21 protein-coding genes and 1 pseudogene are annotated in these 21,010 nt (G+C 60.4%); 9 read left to right on the top strand and 13 right to left on the bottom strand.

The window, feature by feature from the left end:
* Positions 1 to 142: 142 nt before the first annotated feature.
* Positions 143 to 2,962, bottom strand: coding sequence for a winged helix-turn-helix domain-containing protein (locus tag IVB18_RS14000; RefSeq protein ID WP_247989666.1), 2,820 nt, complete (start codon positions 2,960 to 2,962; stop codon positions 143 to 145).
* A 244-nt stretch (positions 2,963 to 3,206) separates the two neighbouring features.
* Here IVB18_RS14000 and IVB18_RS13995 point away from each other — a divergent pair, with 244 nt between their 5' ends.
* Together IVB18_RS13995 and IVB18_RS51925 are read left to right on the top strand one after the other, a co-directional pair.
* Complete coding sequence (locus tag IVB18_RS13995) at positions 3,207 to 3,959, top strand: glucose 1-dehydrogenase (RefSeq protein ID WP_247989665.1); 753 nt, start codon at positions 3,207 to 3,209, stop codon at positions 3,957 to 3,959.
* 174 nt (positions 3,960 to 4,133) lie between these two features.
* Positions 4,134 to 4,439 carry a helix-turn-helix domain-containing protein gene (locus IVB18_RS51925; RefSeq protein WP_346732633.1) on the top strand — a complete coding sequence of 102 codons (306 nt, stop codon included), beginning with the start codon at positions 4,134 to 4,136 and terminating at the stop codon, positions 4,437 to 4,439.
* A gap of 270 nt (positions 4,440 to 4,709) precedes the next feature.
* Here the strand turns inward: IVB18_RS51925 and IVB18_RS13985 are convergent, their stop codons facing one another.
* From IVB18_RS13985 to IVB18_RS13940, 10 genes are all read right to left on the bottom strand, one after another.
* Positions 4,710 to 5,987, bottom strand: coding sequence for an MFS transporter (locus IVB18_RS13985; protein ID WP_247989664.1), 1,278 nt, complete (start codon positions 5,985 to 5,987; stop codon positions 4,710 to 4,712).
* A gap of 146 nt (positions 5,988 to 6,133) precedes the next feature.
* On the bottom strand, positions 6,134 to 6,880 hold the full coding sequence (locus IVB18_RS13980; protein ID WP_247989663.1) for a glucose 1-dehydrogenase: 747 nt from the start codon (positions 6,878 to 6,880) through the stop codon (positions 6,134 to 6,136).
* 135 nt (positions 6,881 to 7,015) lie between these two features.
* Positions 7,016 to 8,074, bottom strand: a complete 1,059-nt coding sequence (locus IVB18_RS13975) for an SDR family oxidoreductase (protein WP_247989662.1) — start codon at positions 8,072 to 8,074, stop codon at positions 7,016 to 7,018.
* An 80-nt stretch (positions 8,075 to 8,154) separates the two neighbouring features.
* Positions 8,155 to 8,883, bottom strand: a complete 729-nt coding sequence (locus IVB18_RS13970) for a glucose 1-dehydrogenase (protein WP_247989661.1) — start codon at positions 8,881 to 8,883, stop codon at positions 8,155 to 8,157.
* Between the two features lie 22 nt (positions 8,884 to 8,905).
* Complete coding sequence (locus IVB18_RS13965; protein ID WP_247989660.1) at positions 8,906 to 9,274, bottom strand: DUF427 domain-containing protein; 369 nt, start codon at positions 9,272 to 9,274, stop codon at positions 8,906 to 8,908.
* A gap of 68 nt (positions 9,275 to 9,342) precedes the next feature.
* The gene (locus IVB18_RS13960) at positions 9,343 to 9,744 is read right to left on the bottom strand and encodes a nuclear transport factor 2 family protein (protein WP_247989659.1); all 402 of its coding nucleotides are present in this window, start codon (positions 9,742 to 9,744) and stop codon (positions 9,343 to 9,345) included.
* Positions 9,745 to 9,784: 40 nt separating this feature from the next.
* Entirely contained in the window at positions 9,785 to 10,417 is a 633-nt protein-coding gene (locus tag IVB18_RS13955) for a glutathione S-transferase (protein ID WP_247989658.1), read from the bottom strand.
* A complete protein-coding gene (locus IVB18_RS13950; RefSeq protein ID WP_247989657.1) occupies positions 10,414 to 11,271 on the bottom strand; it encodes an alpha/beta hydrolase in 858 nt (285 codons plus the stop codon). The genes IVB18_RS13955 and IVB18_RS13950 overlap by 4 nt, the downstream gene beginning before the upstream one ends.
* A gap of 14 nt (positions 11,272 to 11,285) precedes the next feature.
* Positions 11,286 to 11,723 carry a heme-binding protein gene (locus tag IVB18_RS13945; protein ID WP_247989656.1) on the bottom strand — a complete coding sequence of 146 codons (438 nt, stop codon included), beginning with the start codon at positions 11,721 to 11,723 and terminating at the stop codon, positions 11,286 to 11,288.
* Positions 11,724 to 11,830: 107 nt separating this feature from the next.
* Positions 11,831 to 12,577: a glucose 1-dehydrogenase gene (locus tag IVB18_RS13940; RefSeq protein WP_256477106.1), complete on the bottom strand. Its 747-nt coding sequence runs from the start codon at positions 12,575 to 12,577 to the stop codon at positions 11,831 to 11,833.
* 185 nt (positions 12,578 to 12,762) lie between these two features.
* Between IVB18_RS13940 and IVB18_RS13935 the strand changes: the two genes are divergently transcribed.
* Positions 12,763 to 13,671, top strand: coding sequence for a LysR family transcriptional regulator (locus IVB18_RS13935; RefSeq protein ID WP_247989654.1), 909 nt, complete (start codon positions 12,763 to 12,765; stop codon positions 13,669 to 13,671).
* A gap of 369 nt (positions 13,672 to 14,040) precedes the next feature.
* Here IVB18_RS13935 and IVB18_RS13930 read toward each other — a convergent pair.
* Positions 14,041 to 14,685, bottom strand: a pseudogene (locus IVB18_RS13930) (efflux RND transporter permease subunit); the annotation flags it as partial.
* Positions 14,686 to 14,969: 284 nt separating this feature from the next.
* Here IVB18_RS13930 and IVB18_RS13920 point away from each other — a divergent pair.
* The 6 genes from IVB18_RS13920 to IVB18_RS13895 all read left to right on the top strand — a co-directional run bounded on the left by IVB18_RS13920 (position 14,970) and on the right by IVB18_RS13895 (position 18,100).
* On the top strand, positions 14,970 to 15,884 hold the full coding sequence (locus tag IVB18_RS13920) for a helicase-related protein (protein WP_247989653.1): 915 nt from the start codon (positions 14,970 to 14,972) through the stop codon (positions 15,882 to 15,884).
* Positions 15,885 to 16,249: 365 nt separating this feature from the next.
* Positions 16,250 to 16,405: a hypothetical protein gene (locus tag IVB18_RS13915; protein ID WP_247989652.1), complete on the top strand. Its 156-nt coding sequence runs from the start codon at positions 16,250 to 16,252 to the stop codon at positions 16,403 to 16,405.
* A 52-nt stretch (positions 16,406 to 16,457) separates the two neighbouring features.
* Entirely contained in the window at positions 16,458 to 16,616 is a 159-nt protein-coding gene (locus tag IVB18_RS13910) for a hypothetical protein (RefSeq protein ID WP_247989651.1), read from the top strand.
* Positions 16,617 to 16,678: 62 nt separating this feature from the next.
* Entirely contained in the window at positions 16,679 to 17,257 is a 579-nt protein-coding gene (locus IVB18_RS13905; protein WP_247989650.1) for a DUF2939 domain-containing protein, read from the top strand.
* A gap of 289 nt (positions 17,258 to 17,546) precedes the next feature.
* A complete protein-coding gene (locus IVB18_RS13900) occupies positions 17,547 to 17,675 on the top strand; it encodes an RlpA-like double-psi beta-barrel domain-containing protein (protein WP_346732632.1) in 129 nt (42 codons plus the stop codon).
* 89 nt (positions 17,676 to 17,764) lie between these two features.
* Positions 17,765 to 18,100: a hypothetical protein gene (locus IVB18_RS13895; protein ID WP_247989649.1), complete on the top strand. Its 336-nt coding sequence runs from the start codon at positions 17,765 to 17,767 to the stop codon at positions 18,098 to 18,100.
* Between the two features lie 126 nt (positions 18,101 to 18,226).
* Here IVB18_RS13895 and IVB18_RS13890 read toward each other — a convergent pair whose 3' ends face one another.
* Positions 18,227 to 19,951: an IS1634 family transposase gene (locus IVB18_RS13890; RefSeq protein ID WP_247983724.1), complete on the bottom strand. Its 1,725-nt coding sequence runs from the start codon at positions 19,949 to 19,951 to the stop codon at positions 18,227 to 18,229.
* Positions 19,952 to 21,010 lie beyond the last annotated feature (1,059 nt).

The raw sequence follows: 21,010 nt of genomic DNA, 5'->3' as shown, positions 1-21,010 counted from the left end.
TAGTTCAGAGCCTTCCGCCAGCATGAGTTACGGGCGCCTTGAGCCTGCGGGCTTATCGGGCCGGACGCGAGTGAAGAGTTGTAAAAGCGGTGTTAATTTGCAGCGAGAAGCAGCTCAGCCGCTCGGCTGCCAAACGGCAGTGTCATGCGAGCTCGTCGATGACGCTTTTCGCCGTCCTCAAATCCGCGGTCGCGAACCCTTCGCTGAAGCGACCGTACACGGGCGCCAACAGATCACGCGCCTGCGCAATGCGGCGTCTCTCTCTCCACAATCGCGCGAGACTCGTGGCAGTACGCAGTTCCCAGGAATGGGCCCCCTGCTGCCGCGCGATGTCGAGCGATCGCAGCAGCGGGACCTCCGCTGCTTCGGCGGCGTTCGGGCCGCCATCTTTCAGAATTTGCATCCCCTTGGCGCGCAGGATCTCTGCAGCGCACCAGCCCGCTTCACCTGCCTCGGCGCGGGCGATTGTTTCCGGTCCAGTCAGTTCCTCGCGCAACGTGCTGAGCAAATCTGAATAAATTGGGCCGATTGCGGATGCGCGCAGAGAATCCAGGCGCTGCTTGAATTCGAACGTACCATCGTCGTCCCCGAGAGCCGCCACCTGTTCGTAGCAATATCTCCAGGACTGCCAATAGCCGAAGGAAAGATTCGCCGACTGCTTGAGTAACAGCTGCACATTACTTGTCGCCATCGCCATATCGCCATTCCAGAATGCGATCGGACAGGCCGCATATGCCAGCACGTAGCAAAGCGGCGGCGGGTATTCGAGCGAGAGGCCGTATGCGACACCCTCTTGGGCTATCGCAGCCGCCTGATCCGGGAAGCCCTGGACCCAAAGTATGCGCGCGAGATGGGAGCGTGCCGCCACCCGGTTGTCATATTCGTGGAAGCTCTTGTGTGCCGTTCGGATTACCGCGGCCGGATGGTTGAGCGTGCGGTCGGCATACAGACGCGCCTCCGCCTGTCTGCCCACGAGATGGAGCGCGAGCGCCATCATTCGATCATGTACGAGATCGGCCGCTTGGTCGCCCGATGTCTTAGCCACCTGGCCGAACCTCTCACAGAAGCTGAGGGCCGCACGATAGTCGCCTTGGACATAGCGTTCTCTCGCGAGTCCCCACAGTGCGCGCAGCGCGTACGTTGACGCGCCGAGGTGCTCGGCAATTTCGAGTGCCCTCGCATAGGCCGTGGCTATCTCCGGAACGATGCCCTGAGTATTGAAGATCGCCGCCCCAAGGGCAACGTTGATCTTCATCTCCAGTTCTGGCTTCGCAATCGAGGCAGTGGGGATAGCTTCCAGCGCCCGCTGCGCACGCTCCCGGTACTCTCTAACGAACGACAGCGCGAACCAGACAGGTGTTGAAGCGGCGGTCAGGGCAATTCCTAAAGACGCATCGCCAGCAGACGAGAAGGCCCAGTCCAGTGCGGCACGTACATCATCGATCCACCTAGCATAGTTCCTGAGCCATTCAGTTTTTGATTGTCTCTCCCAATCACGTTCCGCATTGTCGAGAACCGCGCAGCAATGCACCGCACGCCGCCTGGACATCGCTGCGTATTCGCCGCTTTGCTCGAGCTTCTCGGTGACGTAGGCGCGGGTGTTGTCGAGCAAGCGATAGTGAACTATCTCTCCGCTGACATCGGCCGTGATCAGCGACTTGGCAACCAGATTGGCAATGGGGTCGAACACATCCTGCGCACGGAGCTTCTCACAGGTGGCAACCGCGGTGGCCGAGGTGAGCGTAAAAGTTCCCCGAAAGATTGCCAAACGACAGAGTAGCACCTGTTCGGCCGTCGGCAGGAACTGATAGCTCCAGTCCAATGTCGCGCGCATAGTCTGGTGACGCGGCAATGCCGCACGGCGGCCCTTGGTCAAGACAGAGAGCTGATCACCGAGCCGATCAGCCAGTTCCTGAATGCCGAAGGAGTCAACCCGCCCCGCGGCGAGCTCGATGGCCAGCGGAATGCCATCGACCCGACGACAGATGTCGGCCACGATCGGCGCATTCGCATCGGTCAGCCTGAACGATTCCAGGCTCGCCATAGCGCGCTGAGTAAAGAGCTGGATGGCGGAGAAGGAGAGCGCCTCCGTGGCGGAGGGCGCGGGCGACACCGGAGGAATCTCCAAAGACGAAAGGCGGTGCACCCACTCGCCTGCAGCGCGCACGGGCTCGCGGCTGGTCGCAAGTATATGAACGCCGGGTGCCTCCGCGAAGATTCTTTCCGTCAGAACTGCGACGGCCTCAATCAAATGCTCGCAGTTGTCGAGCACGAGCAGGGCCTGCTTATCCTTAAGCAAGACAACCAGCTCAGCAAGCGGATCCTGGGAGAGGGTCTGGAATTCGAATGTCGAGGCTACCGCGGTGGGGACCAATTGAGGATTTGCGAGCGAGGCCAGATCGACGAAATGGGCACGATCCTTGTAGGAGTCGTCTAATTTTTGCGCCAACTCCAGCGCAACTGTGGTCTTACCGATGCCGCCAGCGCCGACTAGGGTCAGAAAGCGCTCGCGCGGCATGTGGTCCGCCAGCTCACTGACCACCCGGGCACGGCCGATCATCCGCGTCAGCGTTGGCGGCAGATTGTAAAGCCGCTCCCGTGCCGTGCCGTGGGCTGCAGGGGGGCCCTCACGCGTAACTGGCGCGACGAAGCTGTAGCCTCGACCAGGAACATTCGCGACATACCCGCCGACGGACTGGCCGTGTCCCAGCACCTTCCGAAGCGCACCGACATGCACCCGGAGATTTGTCTCCTCGACGAAAATGTTCGGCCACGCCCGGGTGACGAGTTCCTCCTTGCTGACTACCTCGCCGGGGCGTTCGACCAGAGCGATCAGAATGTCGAGTGCCCGACTGCCGAGCCGAACGGGTGCATTGCCTTCCAGCAGCATGCGCTGCGCCGGAAGGAGCCGGAACGGCCCGAAAGCGAGGACCTGAGTGCTGGCGTCCGCCGGATCGCCCATTCTGGTCCCTTTACACCGATTTACGCCGCTGTACCGATTTACGTCGGATCGTGGATCTAGGCTACCCCGGCCCCCGGTTGCTGTCTAACCGAGCCTGACGGCAAGCCGTGTTTGGTAGGTGAGTCCTCGGAGACCCGCCGGTTCCAGGTTCTGAGGCCACCGGCGCAACAACGCTTCACAACACTTTACTCGATCCGGCGAGGTGTAGAGCGCAATATTATCGGCGATCTATAGCTATGGAGCGATGTACATGAGCACCCCTGTTGTGCTGATCACCGGCGCCCTGACGGGCATCGGCCGTGCGACCGCCCTGGCCTTTGCGCGCGAAGGCGGCCGCATGGTCGTCTCCGGCCGGCGCCACGAAGCGGGCCAGGCCCTGGCCGCTGAATTGCGCAATTTGGGTGCGGAGGCGGAATTCGTTCGTGTCGACGTGCGTCACGACGACGAAGTGCGCAATCTGGTCGATCAAACGGTCGCACGTTTTGGTCGCCTCGACGTCGCCGTCAACAACGCCGGCACTGAAGGCAAGCCAGGTCCGGTGACGGAACAATCCGAAGAAAGCTACGCTGCCACGTTCGATACCAACGTGCTGGGGACGCTTCTGAGCATGAAGCACGAATTGCGCGTAATGCAGCCCCAAGGCAGCGGCAGCATCGTCAATCTGTCATCAACCATGGGCCAGAGAGGCGCGCCGGGCGCTTCCATGTATACTGCCAGCAAGCACGCGGTCGAAGGATTGACGAAGGCTGCGGCCCTCGAAGGGGCAGAGTTCGGTGTCCGCGTCAACGCGGTCGCGCCGGGTCCAGTCGAAACCGAGATGCTGAACCGGTTCACCGGCGGCGCCGACAGAAAAGCTGGCTTGATTGCGGGCGTGCCACTCAAGCGCGCAGGCAAGCCCGAGGAGATTGCCCGGGCCATCGTCTATCTCGCATCCGACAATGCTTCGTTCGTCACGGGCCAGATACTAGGCGTCAACGGCGGCAAAACAGCTTCGTGAAGCCCATGGATCACAAGGCCATCATTTTCCAACGCGCCCTCTATCTCGTAAACAGTATTGAGCGCACCTTCAGCGGATGAGGAACTTGAAGCCCGCAAGGTCGGCATCGCATGCCCAAGGTGCGTGCGTTTCTCGACTTTCTCGTCGAGCGATTCAGCGACGCTGGCGTAAACCTTGTGCTCTCCAATCAACGCATGTGAGTTGGCTCCCGGGCGCGCCGTTTGCGGGGAGCGCGTCCTCTCGGCAACCGAGCAATATCTCTTGTTGGCGTTTTTCGGACGTCAGCTTTTCGGTGAACGTCCGCTTTGCGTAGCTGCCAGGTTCATGATCGAGGAAGGGCGGCACTCGATCAAAGTGGTCGCGCAGGAAACCGGTTTTGCGGACCGCGAACGCATGCGTCGCGCGTTCATGCGGACCTTCGGCGTGCCCGCGGAGGCGCTGCGGAGGAACTCTCGACAGGCGGCGGTGGTGGCTGCCTGACTTTGGATCTAGCCACGGACGTCTGTCAGGATTGGCATCTGCGGAACACTTTGGGGATAAGCTGCCGGCAACCCCATTTGCGCCGTGTGTTGAAAAACTCGAAAATCGCGGGGCTCCGAAAATCTAGCAAATGTAGCGCATTGGCGATTTCTGCCGCTGCAAGGCACGGTAGAATCGATACGAGGGCAAGCGATCGCTTTTGCGGTAAATCGCCTATCGGCGCGGGGATGTCGCCTCCGATTTGGAACAAGCTGATCGTTCGCGTGGTAGTCACGTGGATGAAGGTGGAGCGGCGGAACGGGACGTGCTCGATGGCGTCGTCGTGGCGAGTACAAGCGTGGCGACATTCATCAAGATGATCGCCGCCGCGCCGAGATTGACGGCAAAACCAAGCCCCCGCATTGTCGCGATGCTGCCTAGCACGAGAGCCAGCGCGCCCATCGACAGGTAACCAAGCAGATAAAGCGCCGAGAGAATACCGCCGCGGTGATGCACCGGCGCCGCCGCGCTGATCACTTGCAGACCGCCGACAAACAGCAGGCTGTACGCGCCTCCGGCGGCGGCGGTCGCCAGCAGGTAGATCACCAGATCACGGAAGTTGACCGCCACAATGAGCAGCACCATGGCCAGTCCGGAGACCAGCGCGCCGACGATTAGCGCCGCTCGCGGCGAGAGAGACCGGGCGATGATTCCGATCGCTCCCATCATGATGGGAAATAGTGAAAGGACGGCGCCGTTGAGAAAGGCGTTGGGTGAGCCGATCAGGTCATGCTCAACTTGACCGCCGAGCGAGAGGACCAACACGCCGAACGTATAGGCCGCTACCATGGCGGTCGATGACACCGCGAAAGCCCGACGTACAGCCCTTGGAACGGATGGCATCCGTGAGCGCCAGTCGCCGCCCGCACTGCCAGATGTATGACGCGGCAAAAGCCACGTCCCAATCAGAAGGACGATGAGGAAAAAAGCAAGTACCCAGAAGCAAAGGCGCATCGGCCATGGCCCGTATTCCGTTAGGGCGCCGCCGAGCAGCAAAGCGGCCGCGAAGCCGATTGCCTGCGCGCCCATCGTGACCACGGCTGCACTCTTCGCACGTTCCGCGCTCGTGAACTCCAAAATCGCGGCGGTCGACGGGCTCGCCGCCAGGCCGACGCCGATGCCCATCAGCGCACGTCCGGCGAATACCCACCACACGTTAGGCGCGACCGCAAACAACAGTGCGCCGGCCAAGGAAGCAAAGAGGCCGGCCAACATCGTCGCGCGGCGACCAATTTGATCCGAAATTCCGCCGAAGCTGACCAACATGACAACGACGAAAATCGGATAGACAGCGAAGATTGCCGCCGTCACCGTATGGGTGAGATGCCATTCCTGGGCATAAAGCCCGTATGTCAGTGCAGGCGCTGCACTGGTCCAAAGCGTATGACTGACCACGCCTGCCGAAACCAACAGACTCGCATGGCGCCCGAGGACGAACGGTCCGTCCGCCGGAGGCTGTTTCCGGTCCGCCACGTTACGGCGGTCGGACGCAGGCGCCACCTTGATCATCGCTGTTGTCCTTGTGAGTTATGCAAAGTCTCTGGGATTCGGACCAGCATTGGTGAGGTGTGTCAGGTCAATCGTTTCCGGGCGCAGCCGTACGATGCGCCGGCCAGGTGCGTCGTCGCTATCTCCTGACTTGGTGATGGGCCAGATTACGAAGCGGTCCTGCCGCCGTTGACGCTGATGACCTGGCCGGTGATGAACGACGCCTTGCGGGAAGCGACGAACACGATGGCATCTGCGATCTCCGCGGGGGTGCCCACACGCTTGAGAGGTACTCCCGCGACCAGTCCGGCCTTTCTCTCGGCGGTGTCGGTGAACCGGTTCAGCAATTCGGTTTCGACGGGACCGGGCGCGATCGCATTGACACGAATGCCCGACGCCGCACCTTCGAGCGCCGCGGATTTCGTCAATCCCTCGACCGCGTGCTTGCTGGCGGTGTAGAGCGACGCACCCGGAGCGCCCCGGTGTCCCATGGTCGACGACAGGTTCACAATACTGCCGCTGCCCCGCGCCTGCATTACGCGCATCTCATGCTTCATGCTTAGCAGCACGCCGAGCACGTTGGTATCGAAGGTGGCCGCGTAGCTCTCCGCTGTCTGCTCCGTCACCGGACCGGGCTTACCTTCGGTACCGGCGTTGTTGACGGCCACATCGAGCTGGCCAAAGCGGGCCACGGTCTTGTCGATCACGTTGCGGACATCATCTTCGTGGCGCACGTCAGCGCGGATGAATTCGGCTTCCACGCCCAGGCTGCGGAGTTCCTGGGTCAGGGCATGGCCCGCCTCGTCGCGACGGCCGGACACGACAATCCGGGCGCCTTCTTGAGCGAAGGCTAGCGCCGTGGCGCGGCCGATACCGGTCAAGGCGCCGGTGATCAGAACAACGGTTGCAGTCATAAATGTTCTCCTGTGAGAAGCCGGCTGTGTTGGGGGAAGGATCTGCGGAAAGCATCGCGTCCAAGGCCAGGGCGACCCGCCATTACCTTGATCGCCTCCGAGGTGTTGGGGTGGCTCTGGCGCACGCTCGCTGTGTTATGGAATGATCCGCTCACGCCGAAAATCCGAAAACATCCGAAGGAACATCTCCTCGGTGTCCACTAGGTCGTGGAATCCGAAATGGCGGGCCTTGCTGGTATCGGAGACGATATCGTAATCCGATGCGAATACGCCGTCCGGGTAGCCCCACGCCGCAATCTCATCAAAGCGGAATTTCTGCAATCCGTTCTTTTCGACGATCTTTTCCCAGATCGGACCCTTGTCGGCCATGGACCGCGCAAGGTTGATATGTCGCGGCGGCGCCAGCTCCATCCCGAAGAAATTGGCGAACTTGGGCCACAGGTTCTGCCACCTGATGAGATCACTGTTGGTGATGTTAAAGGCCTGGTTGGCGCATTTCGGATCGGTTGCCATCCACTCGACGGCCTTTGCCAGAAGAGCGGCGTCCGTACATTGGTAAAGTGCAGTGTAAGCTCCCGCCTTGCCCGGAAAGCTGAGAGGCAGCCCCAGTGCCTTGCAGATGTTCGCATAGACCGCGATCGCCAGGGTCAGGTTCATCGGTCCTCCCGTGGAGAAACCGCAGACCGCGTGCGGACGCCCGACCGACCACGTCCAGCGCTTTCCTTTCTGGAATTCTTCGAGAAAGTCCTGCTGGTCGTAATAGAAATTCGGCGGCATGTGCCGCGGGTCGTCCTCCCTGGTCGGAGTCTTGTAGGGACCAAGGTGATTTCCATACCACCTGGTGCCCTGCGAGAGATGGACATGCTCGAGCGCAGGTGAGGCAGCCTCGACGGTCTTGATGAGGTTGAAGAACATGTTGGCGTTCGCCGATACCGTCTCGCCAGCATCCGGGCGCTCCGTGATTGCCAGATAGAACAGGTGCGAGATATTCGTGAGCGGCCCGAGCTTTGTCCGGCAATCAGCGGGGTCGAGAAGATCCACGGCGATGTGCCTGTAGTCACCGGGAATCCGCGGCTTGCGGCGCGACACCGCAACGACATCCCAGCCACCCTGCTCAAGCAGGTGAGCCAGCATGTAGCCGCCGGCCAGGCCGGAAGCACCTGTGACAAGTGCGGTACGCTTCGCCTTCGACATCTGTTCTCTCCTTTAGGTCACCCGGCCAAGACCGGGGGCCGAAATTTCACTTCTGCTGCTTCCATTTCGGTCTCGGCCGGTCAAACCTGACCTCGGCCGCCGTCGACGAATAGTTCGATGCCCGTGACAAAGCTGGAATCGTCCGAGGCCAGGAACACTGCTGCCTTGGCGACTTCGTCCGGCTCTCCTATGCGCCCCATCGGAATGGTGGCGACGATCCTTGCAATAAAGTCCGGGGACTGGAGATCCATCAGGGGCGTTTTGATCGGACCGGGGCTCAGGACATTCGAGCGAATGCGACGGTCCTTCAACTCTACGGTCCAGGTTCGCACCAGATTGCGAACCGCCGCCTTGGTAGCGCCGTAGGTACCGAAGGAAGCTGTGCCTTTGACGCTTGCGACGGAGCCGATGAGAATGATCGACCCTCCGTCGTTTATCAGTGGCAAGGCCTTTTGCACCGTAAACAGCGTGCCCTTCACGTTGAGATCGAAAAGCTTGTCGAAATGCGCCTCCGTGACGCTTTCCAAGGGAGCGATTTCGCCGATGCCCGCATTGGCGACCAGGATATCGATGTGTCCCTTCGCCTTCACGGTTTCGTAGAGTCGATCGAGGTCCTGCAGTTTAGAGACGTCTCCCTGAACTCCGGAAATGTTGCGGCCGATCACCTTCATGGCCTCTTCGAGTTCCTTCTGCCGGCGACCTGTTATGAAGACGTAGGCGCCTTCATCGACAAATCGCTTGGCCGTCGCGAAACCTATTCCTGCGGTGCCGCCGGTAATCACGGCCACCTTGCCCTGTAACTTGCTCATGATCGTCCGTCCTGCGTATCGCTTAGCTGATCTCGTCGACACGATCCGGGTAGAAGGCGACGTAATCTTTGATCTGCGCAATCGCCTCAAACGGGGTCTCATACGTCCACGCCGCATTGAGCGAGCGATCACCGCCCGCCGGAATGCTGTAGTAGGAAGCGTCGCCCTTGTAGGGGCAATACGTCGTGTGTTCGCTGTGCGTGAGCGCGGCCATATCGACATCCCGACGGGGGATATACTGAACGGGCGGATAGGACGCCTCGCGAAGCGTCAACGCATCGCTTGTATCGGCGATAATTTTTCCGCCGACTTTGACCACGACACGAAACCGGTTCGGTTCGATCGAAATGGGGTGGTCGGGCCCCGGAATCTTCATCAGCTTGTCGGCCATGATCTGCATCTTTCCAAATTGGAAGCGGTACCTGGGCATCCAGAAACCGTCGTTAGGTATTTCCGCGATCAATCGGCGAAGCTATCGCCGAACATTGGCAGACCGCTTTTCGACTCCGCGCGAGTCGCCTCGTCCTGAAGGACGTCCCAATGTTCGGCCAACACCCCGTCGGCGATGCGCACGACGTCGGCGGCGATCCAGTTTCTCGGGAGTCCAGTGCCAGAAAATCGTCCGTGGACGATGACAAAGTCGCCTTCGGCCACGATCACGCCCGGCTCATATTTGAGGGACGCGGGACTACCCTTGATGAGGTTGAACAGACCCTCGCGGCCCGGCTCGATGTGGGCGCTGTGCTGGACGTAGTTCGGCGACCAGAAGCGTTCAGCGGCCACGTAGTCTCGCTTGTTGAACAAGGTGTCGAATGCCTCAAGGACGAGCGCCTTGTTCCTTGATTCCGTTGACTGACTCATTTCATTCTCCTGATGACACCTGTTTGGGCACCACAGCGGATTACGCAGCCATGCTGGATCGGCTTGAAATGACGTCGTACCAGCGCTTCAGTGAACGGTGCTCGCTTGGAACAGGGGAGTTGATTGCCTTGGCGGCGAAATCCACCGTCACCAGCGCGGTGATGTCGGCGACGGAGAAGCGTTGGCCGGCCACGAAAGGGACCTCGCGCAATCGAGCGTCGAAATCGGCGAAGAAATTCTTCACCCGGAGCTTACTACGCTCCGCCAATTCGGGAATCTGCTCGTAGTCATGAGGTCCGGCGATCGCGCGGCCTTTGAGACCGGGCGCGGAATTGCGAATGGCTTCCATGACCGCGGCAAAACCTTCCAGTTCTGCACGCCGCTCCCACATCACGACCAGAGCTTTTTCCTCCGCCGTCTCGCCAAGCAACGGCGGCGTCGGATGGGTGTCTTCAATGTACCTGCAGATCGCCGGCACCTCGCCTATGGCGGTGCCATCTTCCAGCACGAGGGTAGGCACGACGCGGCGCGGGTTGATCGCGCGGTAGGCGTCGGAATGTTGCTCGCCTTTGCCAAGATCGACTGTGACGAGGGAGATCGAGAGTCCCTTTTCGGCGAGAAATATGCGCACGCGCCGCGAATTCGGTGAAGAGGCAGAATGGTGGAGTATCATCGCGCTTCCTCTTCGGACAGGAACAGGGAGACGTGCCGGACGAACCGCTCGGGATACTGATACTGCGAACCGTGATTGGCGTCGGGATAGAGGATAAGCTGGGCATCAGGCAGGTGCTGCTGAAGGATGAACGAGTTGACGGAGTAGACGATCACGTCGTTACCGCCGTTCACCACCAGCACCGCCTGGCGGATCGACTTGAGGTAGTCGTGCGCCCCACCGAAACGAATGCCCCATTTGCCCAAGGCTTCGAGTTGGGCGGGTGCCACCTTTCCGTTGACCTCGGGGTCTCGGTTCTCCTTGCGCAAGCGGAACCGCTTGAGGAAGTCGCGACCGGCCGCCTGGCTTGCTTCAGACCCGGTGAAATGGACGGCGAGCCAGAGGTGGTCGGGTTCTTCGTAGGTTGCACCGAAAATCTGCTGCGCTTCGGGCGTCAGGGTGGCCATACCCTCCCCCCCGCGTGGCCCGGTGCCGACAAGGATCAATTTGCGAACAAGGTCCGGCGCCTGGCCGGCGATCTCCTGCGCGACGAAGCCTCCGATGGAGAAACCCAGCACATCGACCTTCGAAGGGCCCAGCGCTCCGATGAAAGCGATGGCGTTGGCGGCCATACCCTCGATGGAAGTTGGCACTTCCCCTGAACTGCTGGAGACGCCGGCATTATTGAACAGAATAACTTCGCGCTCCTTCGACAGTCCGTCGATTACCGCCGGATCCCAATGGTCCATGGTGCCGGTGAAGTGCTGGTTGAAGACGAGCGGCGTGCCGGCTGCATTGCCAAAGCGGCGATAGGCAAAGCGGATGCCGTTAGCTTCGACGAACCGCGTCGGCGCGGTCTGGTGAGTGTGAATCATTTGGTCGGGCCTTTTTACTCAGTGGGTACCGCACCCGGTAAGAGCGCGAGGGCTGCTGTCGCGCAATCAACGTCGTTCTGCACCGTGGGCGCCCCGCTCACCCCGATCGCCCCGACAATCTCTCCGTCGACCTTGATGGGAAACCCTCCTCCGTACGCCGCCACACGCCTAAGCGTGGGGATGCCGGCCAAAAGCGACGGGTCGCCTTGGATAAAGTTAAAAAAGTCCTGGGTGGGGAAGCCGAACAGAGCTGTGTAGGCCTTGTTCTGCGCAATCTCGATGGAAAGGATCGGGGCGCCATCCATGCGGCCAAAGGCCTTGAGATTGCCGCCGTCATCGAGAATCGCTACGTTCTCGGTAACGCTAAGTTCTCTGGCTTTCGCCACCGCTGCAGCCACCATTTTCTGTGCTAGCTCAGAAGAGATGCTGTGTTTCTTCACCACGTTAGCCATTGGATTCACTCCTCACTTGATATGCACTGCGCGTTGATCGGGCGTTGGTCGTAATCAATCGACTCCCTTGCGCATCCCGGTCGATGAAGCGTGAACGGGAGTTGCCTTCAGTTAGCGCTGTGTCCGCCGTCGACATTGAGGACATGACCCGTGATGAACTTGGCTTCGTCCGAACCGAGGAACACGATGCCGTCGGCGACCTCCTCGGAGAGTCCGAGCCGACCGAGCGGAACCTGGGTCGCCAGCGCCGCCTTGTTTTCCGCAGTGCCAGTGAAGCGGGTCAGCATGCCGGTGTCCGTGGGGCCAGGCCCGATGGCGTTCACCCGGATTCCCGACTTAGCGAGTTCGAGCGCCACCGACTTGGTGATGCCTTCAACAGCGTGCTTGGCCCCGACGTAGATCGAGGCGAAAGCCGCGCCCCGGTGTCCGTACGTCGAGGAGATGTTGATGATGCTGCCGCTCTTCTGGGCCTGCATGACGCGCACTTCGTGCTTCATGCTCAGCACCACGCCGAGAACGTTGGTCTCGAATGTCGCGGCAAAGCTTTCAGCGGTCTGATCAGTGATCGGACCGACCTGCCCTTCGGTCGCGGCATTGTTTACCGCGACATCGATGCGGCCAAACCGAGCAACGGTCTTGTCGACCATGGCGCGGACGTCATCTTCCTTGCGGACGTCGGCTTTAATGAACTCAGCGTCGGCGCCCAGAGAGCGCAGTTCCTTGACCAGTTCCTTGCCGGCCTCATCCCGTCGGCCGGCAACGGCCACCTTCGCGCCCTTTTTTGCAAAAGCGATGGCCGCGGCGCGCCCGATGCCGGTCAAGGCTCCGGTAATCAATACGACTGGGTTGCTCATTATCCGGTTCCTTATGATTTCGCGTTTCCTGCCGACGGAGCATGGATTGTCCCGCCGGGAAGCCGATAAAAGGCCCTGCAGGTGCACCCAAGGGCACTTCCGTGACTGAGCAAGTAGGAACCGCTAGCGTCTTCGCCCAAGACTTTATAAGTTGGTTGGCATGCCTGAGAGATATGGAAGCCGAGATGGAACTACGGCACCTTCGTTATTTCGTCGCGGTCGCCGAAGAGGGCAGCCTGACGCTCGCAGCCGAAAAACGGTTGCACACCGCGCAGCCTTCGCTGAGCCGGCAAATTCGCGATCTCGAATACGAGGTCGGCGTTCAGCTGATGATACGCAGCGTGCATGGCATCGAATTGACTCCCGCCGGTCGGGCCTTTCTCGACCATGCACGGCTGGCGCTCACTCAGGCGGAGGCAGCTACGGAGGCGGCGCGGCGAGCTGCGCAACCGCCGCGAACATTGTTTGCGATCGGCTTCCTCACCGGCTATGAGATGGATTGGTTGCCGGCCGTGATGGAAATCCTGCGCGCCAAATTACCGAGCACTGAAGTCATCATCCATAGCCAGGACTCGCCGGATCTCGCAGCAGGTCTCACTCACGGAAAGATCGACCTCGCCTTCATGCGTCCGGAAAAACAGGCGTCCGGTCTGAAATTTAGGTTGTTGCGAAAGGACCCGCTGATCGTCCTGATGCCGCGCGATCACGTTTTGGCTGCTCGGAGCTCCATTCGCCCGCAGGACATCGTGGGCCAGACATTTATCGGAGTGTCCCCGGTCCGGGCACCGACCACGTGGGCTGCTATCAACGATTACCTCAAGCCTATCGGCGTGAAACCCGACCATCAGGCCGAGAACCTGGCGATGGGGATTTCGCTGGTGGCGTCCACCGGAGGTATCGGCCTGCTTCCGCTCTATTCTCAAAATCTGTTGCCGAAAACCGTCGTCAGCCGACCGATACGCGGTGCATCGCCAACGGTCGACCTGGTCATCGGCTATAACGAGGCGAACACGTCACCGCTTTTAAAATTCATTCTATCGAAAGTAGATGATTTGAAGTCTCGAGTACAAGGAGCGGCAGCCAATAAATCCTAGCTCCCGCGCAATGGTCGGACAGTTCGGAAACGATCCTGCAGTGATCCGGACGACCTTTTCATGTTCGCTCTTCTACTGGTCGAGAACAATTGCGGTTCGACCGGGCCAACGCGGCAGAGACATGGGTGATAAACCTCTACACCCATTCCGAGCGGGGCGCGCTCACTTCGACTGCGTACCAACGTTATACGAACGCGGCTTTTGATTCGAACCTCAATTCTACGCCCGCCGTGGGTTCCAGGAACTCCGACGGGTGACGATTGCACCATGCAGCGTGACCGTTCGCATGAGGAAGTGAATCAACTGATCCCTTGTCGGGCCCCGGACGACATCACTGATTTGCCGATTGTCCGCTTCGAGCAGAGGTGGTCATTCGGAAATTGTGAGGGAGCCAGACTGTTTGGTCGTTATAGGTGATACGCTCGCGATAGAGTGGCGCGCAGGGCGGCTGCCGCCGCGTGACAGTCTCCGGGAGAGCGACTGCACAACCGTGTAGAAGGTGGGTGTGAACAGCAAACCGAACACAGTGACACCGAGCATCCCGAAGAATACGGCCGTTCCCAGCGATTGGCGCATTTCCGCGCCGGCGCCGGTTGCGATTGCGAGCGGCACCACACCGAGGATAAAGGCCAGGGACGTCATCAGGATCGGGCGTAGACGGGTCCGGGCGGCGCGTACCGCCGCGTCTTCAACGGAGGCGCCTTCTTCCTGTGCCTGCTTGGCGAATTCCACGATCAGGATCGCATTCTTCGAAGCCAGCGCCACCAGAACGACGAATCCGATTTGAGCCAGGACGTCGACGCTCATGCCACGCAGCAGCAGTCCTGACACGGCCGCCAGCAGACACATCGGCACGATCAGGATCACCGAAAGCGGCTGACTCCAGCTCTCGTATTGCGCCGCCAGCACTATGAAGACAAAGAGCACGGAGGCGCCGAAGATAAGGATGGTCGAGTTTCCCGCCTGTTTCCGTTCATAGGCAAGGTCGGTCCATTCAAATCCGACGCCTTGAGGCGGCCGCGCGCAAGCTCGTCGAGCTGGCGGCGAGCATTCAGGCCATCAACGGCCGCATCCACATCGAGAAGATCAACGCCCTTCCTCTACACGCTCAAGGCCAGCGGGCCAGAGTTCGGTGCCGGCATCAGGTACGCCGTTGAGAACGGCTGGTTCGATCTGCATGAGAGCGGCACACATGTGCGGCTGCTTCCGCCGGGCGAAGATCAGTTGGCTACTCCGTAGGAACCGCACCGAGGCAAGCGCGCTTTGAAGATACCGCGGCTCTCGCAAAATTCCTCATTTTGCGCGAATTCTTTCGTCGGCCAAGGCGTGCCAATACTCTTTCCGACTATTTTCGTTCCGCGGAACATTCCGCTCAGCAGCAGCCGAGACGACTGCGGAGATACGAACAGGAGTTCAAGTCCGGCAGCATTAACGTTCTGAACTGCTCAACAACCATGGAAATTGGCGTCGATATTGGCTCGGTGTCGCATGTCATGATGACTAACGTGCCGCCGTCGATTGCAAATTACCGGCAGCGTGTAGGGCGAGCTGGTCGTCGAGGGCAAGATTGGTCGTTAGCGTTTACGTTTTGCAAAGATAGGCCCCTCGACAGAGATGTGTTTCGTGATCCCATCGGTTTTCTTCATCGAAGCGTCGTCGCTCCTAAGGTGGCTCTTGATAGCCGAGTGATCGTCCAGCGGCATGTTAATGCGCTACTCTTTTCACGTTTCGTCCTTAGCCTGCGAGCAGATGCGATAAAGATGAGGGCTGGCCCGTTTTTTGGTCTTCTCGCGGCGGCCGGCGCGGTCGAGGAAGTAGAAAATAGTGCCTCTCTCTTTTCGTCATTTGCTCGATCAATGATGGATAATCCGGAATTGGTCCAGGCTATTGAGAGGCTGACCGCAGGATCGATCCTTGAACGTGATCAAAGCGTGTTCGATGTCGCAGCCGAAAAAATGACCCGGGTGCGAGACGCGTTTGCGTCAGAATGGCGTTCTCTACAAGAATTGCGAACCGGAAGAGGCCCGGCTGATGAAGCGGCTACGCGCGGTATCACGATTCAGTTGCAGCGCCTTTGCGAAGATTACCTGCTCGGCGCTCTGGCGGCGCGCGGCTTTTTGCCCGGGCATGGCTTTCCGACGGGGGTCGTTTCCTTTGTGAGCCGTTCGACGGACCCAGAGGGAGAAACAGATCGCTCTCGATTCCGAGGATAGCGGAAAAGAAGACCCTCTGACCTTTGCGAGTCGGCAGGAGTTTGACCGAGATAGTATTTGGCGATGGGCGGGCGCCAAACGCTGCTTAGCACATCCGATTCTCCGCATGAACTCGCCGACGGCGCTCCCCCGGCGTCCAAGGAGGAGTCATGCCACCTCCGGAAAGCGGCGCGTAGGCTTCGGATCGTGACTACTAAGCAGTCCTCCATTTCCGCCTTCCGCGTCACTGCGCGCTGAAGGCGGCGCCTGAGCCGCGGCACGTCGTTGCAACCTTGGGGAAAACTCACCATTGGTCAGCCGCGCTGCGTTTTCCGAATCGACGCTCCGTGCTCGCTCATGAAGGCTTAGGAGTTCGGGGTGCTGACGTGAGCCAGTTTCTCTCCGTGCTGCTGCTACTGACGACGGTGTTTCTTACCGTCTGTTTTGGCGTGGCGGCTTGGCGCATCTCCGACGAGGGGGGCGTGGAAATTACCGGCCAAATCCCGCGCCAGTCCTACGGCTCGCGGCCGACGGGACATTAGGAACGTTTCGATCTCCCGGGCGTCGGATGGCAACAAATCCGCGCGTCGACCGATGGACAAAGCGGCTGCCTATGCGATCCCGGTATTCATCGTCATCTTCGGCGTCGCTATCCTTGTTGCGGGCATCAGCTCCAACTCGCCCGCCCTATGGACCTGTGTCGCGATCATTCTCATTGCGATCGGGGTCGTTAGCGCCTTCGGCGACTGCTAAGGATGCGTCCCACTTGTGGATCAGAATTTGGAACAAAGCTTCGAAGGATCGATTGCCGTTCCATGAAATGGATCGTCGGCATCCTTGCGGCCGTCCTGGTCTGCGTCGTGGTCTATATCGGGTCGGCTTTCGTCTCCGTACTAGCTCTCGTTTCGGCCGTTCGGAACGGCGACGCTAATCAGATCATGACTCGGACGGATATTCCCCGTGTCCGCCATTCCCTCGTTGATCAGCTAATCAGTGCCTACCTCGATCGGCTTGGGCAAAAACGCCCGGTGCGACCAATTGAGCGAATGGCGATAAACACGCTCGGCACATCGATCGCAGACGATTTCGCGACCAAGCTCACAACGCCGGAGAATCTATCTGTGCTCCTGAGAAGCGGGACTGTTCGCAATGCAGCTGACAACATAAGCTTTGGCACGATGGCGTCGTTAGCAAACTTCGATGCTGCAAATATCTTCGCTGTTATCGGACGGATCACTCCGGTCAAGCCTGTCGAATTTTCGCTCACACTAGGGCCGGGCGAAAATGCCGGCAGCATCAGCATGCATTTTGAGGGGACAGCCTGGAAGCTGTCGGGCATCACGCTGCCGCCCCGGGTCATTGCCGCCATGGTCGATCGGCTGCCGGCGCGTTGACCCTTGCATTCGCCCGCAGCTGCGGTTGGATCACGGCTTTTAGGATTGTAAATCCAAATGGCCATCCAATTAATTGTGGCGAAAGTTCTTGGAGACGAGCTTGCGTTGCGGGGCATTCAATCCCTGACCACCGAAGAGTTAGAGGAAATCGCTGCTCATATCTTCGAACGTATTAGCGATCCGAGCTGGAGCTTGCCGCGCGGGATTTCGGCATCTCCACGAGCGGCGACGACAGATCAACCTGACGACCAGGTATTATGTCCGTTTGCGATCCACTGCGAGCGAAGCGGTGGTGGTTCGTATCACCGATCGCGGACCATGGGTCCGTGGCCGCGTCCTCGACCTCTCGCTCGCCGCCACGCGCAGCTGGGGGATTACGGATCGTGGCATGGCTCAGGTTCGTGCTGAGGTGTTGTAGCGGACGTCCATGGCCCTGCGAAAACACGCAACCGCCGCCCGCGCGCCCTTGCGTCAATGGTCCGGCTTTTGGCCTGAAACGAATCTGCCGTGCCTCTAAAGAACCCTAACGCTATCGCGGCCCTCGTATCGGCCCTCAGGCTCGTCTACGGAGACGAAGTCGCGCGAACCATGCTCCTTGAAGGTATGAGCCTTGCCACGCTGCTGGACGCGATGTTCTCCGCGCCGATAGCACATCGCGATGCCGTTCGATACGTCGCGACTGCCTTAGATGACTTCGCCGTTACACCAGAACTTGGCCCGGTCTGGCACCTTCGCTACCTGTATGATGACGAGCCCGGCTCATTTCGCGTCCTCGATATGGAGATAGCCACGCCGGCCGGTACGCTGTCCAGCAACGACCTTTGGCTTCGGCTGCCCGTCTAACGAGCTCGCAACCTCTGCAATGTGGCCCGTGCTGTCGACGATTAGCCCGAACTTCCCCTTGAGTAGCGACGTAAGCATTTGAGCTGGCGTGTAATTCCAGCGGGCGTGACGGCGCGTCTGCCTACATTATGGGGCGATAGGAATGCCGAGCCGATTGAAGACGTCTTGTTGTAGTGGGGTTGGACTTGTGAGCATAGCGGCCGGGGCGTCCTGACCGATGCGAACGATGTTGCGTGTGAGCGTGGCGAGATCCTGCAACAGCGTTCGAAAGCTGTGCACGGGCCGGCCATCGTGGGTGTGCTTGCGATTAGCCTTGGTTCTGGCCGCGGCCGAGACTCTGGCCTTGGCGACGGGCGAGACGCGCGCGGCGTCGGCGGCCTCGCGGTCGTGATCGTCGAACAGGATCGGGGCCAGCGCGCGGCGCATGTGCCAGACGATGTAATAAGCGAGCATGCAGAGGAAGACGTGGGCGCGCACGCGGCCAGCGAGGCGATGGTGGATCGGGCGCACCTCCAGTTCGACGGTCTTGATGGTGCGGAAGGCGCGTTCGACCTGGGCCAGGCTCTTGTAGGCACGCACCGTGGCGGCGGTGTCGAGGTTCTCGGCCGGCACGTTGGTCCGTAGCACATAGAAGCCGTCGAGCGACGCTTCGTTGGCGATGGCATCCTCGATCCGACTGAAGTCGAACGAAGTGTCGGTGATGGCGAGGTGGAAGTGCTTGGCCATCTTACGCTTGCCCAGCACGGCGCCGACCTTCAGACCGATCTCATCCTCGCCGCGCAAGGGGTTGCGCTGACGCTGCACGGCGGCCTTGACGCGGGCGAGATCCTTCTCGGTCGCCGCCAGCAACTCGCCGCGCTTGCGCCGACGCTCGTCGGCCAGATCCGGGTTGCGGCACACGATCAGGCGCTCGCCGGGGAAGTCGGGGGACGTGATCTCGGCCATATCGCGATCGTCGAACAGCGACAATTGCAGCGGGCCGCCGTCCTCGGCGAGCTTGCGGATCGCCGGCGCCCGCAGAGCGGTGATCCAATCGAGCCCGGCCGGCATCAGATCGGCTTCGATACGGGCGCTGGTGATCATGCCGCGATCGCCGACCAGTACCACACGCGACAGCTTGAAGCGGGCCTTCAGTTTGTCGACTTGCGCGGCCAGCGTGCTCGGGTCGGCGGTGTTACCTTCGAACACCTCCACCGCCACCGGGCAGCCGTCGGCGGCGCACAGCAAGCCGAACACGATCTGCAGCTTGTCGGAACGACCGTCGCGGCTGTAACCATGCCGCGCCAATTCGCAATGTCGCCCCTCCAGATAGCTGGAGGTGAGATCGTAGAGCACCAGCGAGCCGTCATGCAGATGGCGCTTGGCGAGCGTCGCCTCGATCCCCGGTTGGGCCGTGCCGAGCAGGTCGAGCGCTTCGTAAAGCTCGTCCTCGTCGACGGCGCTGAGATCGAGCAGTTCGCCCAGCGAATGCGCCGCCGTCGCCTCGCTGAGCTGGCGCGCCGTGGCCAGCTTGGCGGCCGGTTCGATCACCCGTGCCACGATCAAGGCCAAAGCCAGCCTGGCCAACCGTCTGGGCTTGTCCGGGACAAGGCGATGCAGTCCGAGCTGGCGCGCCATGCCGAGCACCGCGGCCACGTGGCCGTGCGGCAGCGAGCGCTCGATCCGCAGTTGCTCGGCCGGCGAGACCAGCTCCTCGCCTTTCAGGACGCGGCGCAGCGCATCGATCTTCTCATCCGGCCAATGCGACAGGTTGGCCAGCGTGCGCGACTTGATCTTGTCGCCCTCGCGATAGCTCTCGCGCAACAGGATCGCGGGCGGTGAGTTGCGGTTGGGAATGCGGGCGACGAACATGCCGGAATCGAATCACGGAAACCTGCCATTCGCAAGCCAAAAATCATCATTTACATGCCTACAAAATCAGCCCGATCCAAACTTCTCAAATCCTCTCAACGCTCTAACAAAAATCCCGAGGGGAAGTTCGGATTAGCGAGCGCCCCGTGCGGTCCTTGACGGCCTTGTAGGTCTTGATCTTACCGGCCGGTAGTTCCTGGATCTGCGAGGAGCTCGCGGCGCGTAGCTTAGCGATAATGTCGTCCGACGTCAGGTTGCCGGAGAATTTCCCGGACAAGGACGACATCGTCAGCGCCATCTCCCCCCGAGCAAATCTTCCAGGCTATCGGGAGACTCCGCAAGGAGGCCAGAGACGAGATTGCCCGGCTTATCCGGTTTCTGGACGCGACCGAAAACCATATGGAACTGGAGCCCGACGACGAAGGCGACGACAGCGAGCTTGAGGACGACGACCCGGCAGAGGATGATCCAGCTTCTCGCCGTAACCATGCGCCTCAGGCTGGCAAGCTAGGCGTTGAGGGCCAGCATGTGCCTCGCAATGCTCGGCAAGCGTCTGTATCGGCTTTGAGCCTGTAGCCGAATGAATACGCCGCCGGGATCCAAATGCATTGTCCCGGCGGCGATCAGTCCAGCCCCGAGAGGGAACTAACAAAATCCCGGATATCCATCTTGCTAGCAAGGACCGTGCCAGGTTCATTTTGATGTCCGGATGATCGATGCCCCTTGTTCCCCGGCGCCCCTTCTTTGGGAACAATTGGCAATCGAGCTCATTGAAGGATGGCTCCGGCGCCGTTCCCCATGTAGTGGACGGCCTCAGCCTGCCTTGCCCACGGCTGCGGTCGTTTCCCTGCACCATCGGGAGCCCGATAAGAATTGCGGCAGACGCGCTCATCAAGAAGCTCCGCAGGAAGATGAACTAAAGGCCGCCTCCCATGGCGGCCTATTTCGTTTAGGCGGTTCACGCTGGCGGGCCCCCTGCACGCGGGTGTGATGATCGTTGAGGAAGCCGTGTGACGTAGTTCACAAGCGGCTTGTGTCACCAAGCGTAGCATGTGCGCC

Source organism: Bradyrhizobium sp. 186 (assembly GCF_023101685.1).
Taxonomy (GTDB): domain Bacteria; phylum Pseudomonadota; class Alphaproteobacteria; order Rhizobiales; family Xanthobacteraceae; genus Bradyrhizobium.
The sequence above is the reverse complement of the archived record's forward strand: the minus strand, read 5'-3'. Positions and strand labels throughout refer to the sequence as shown.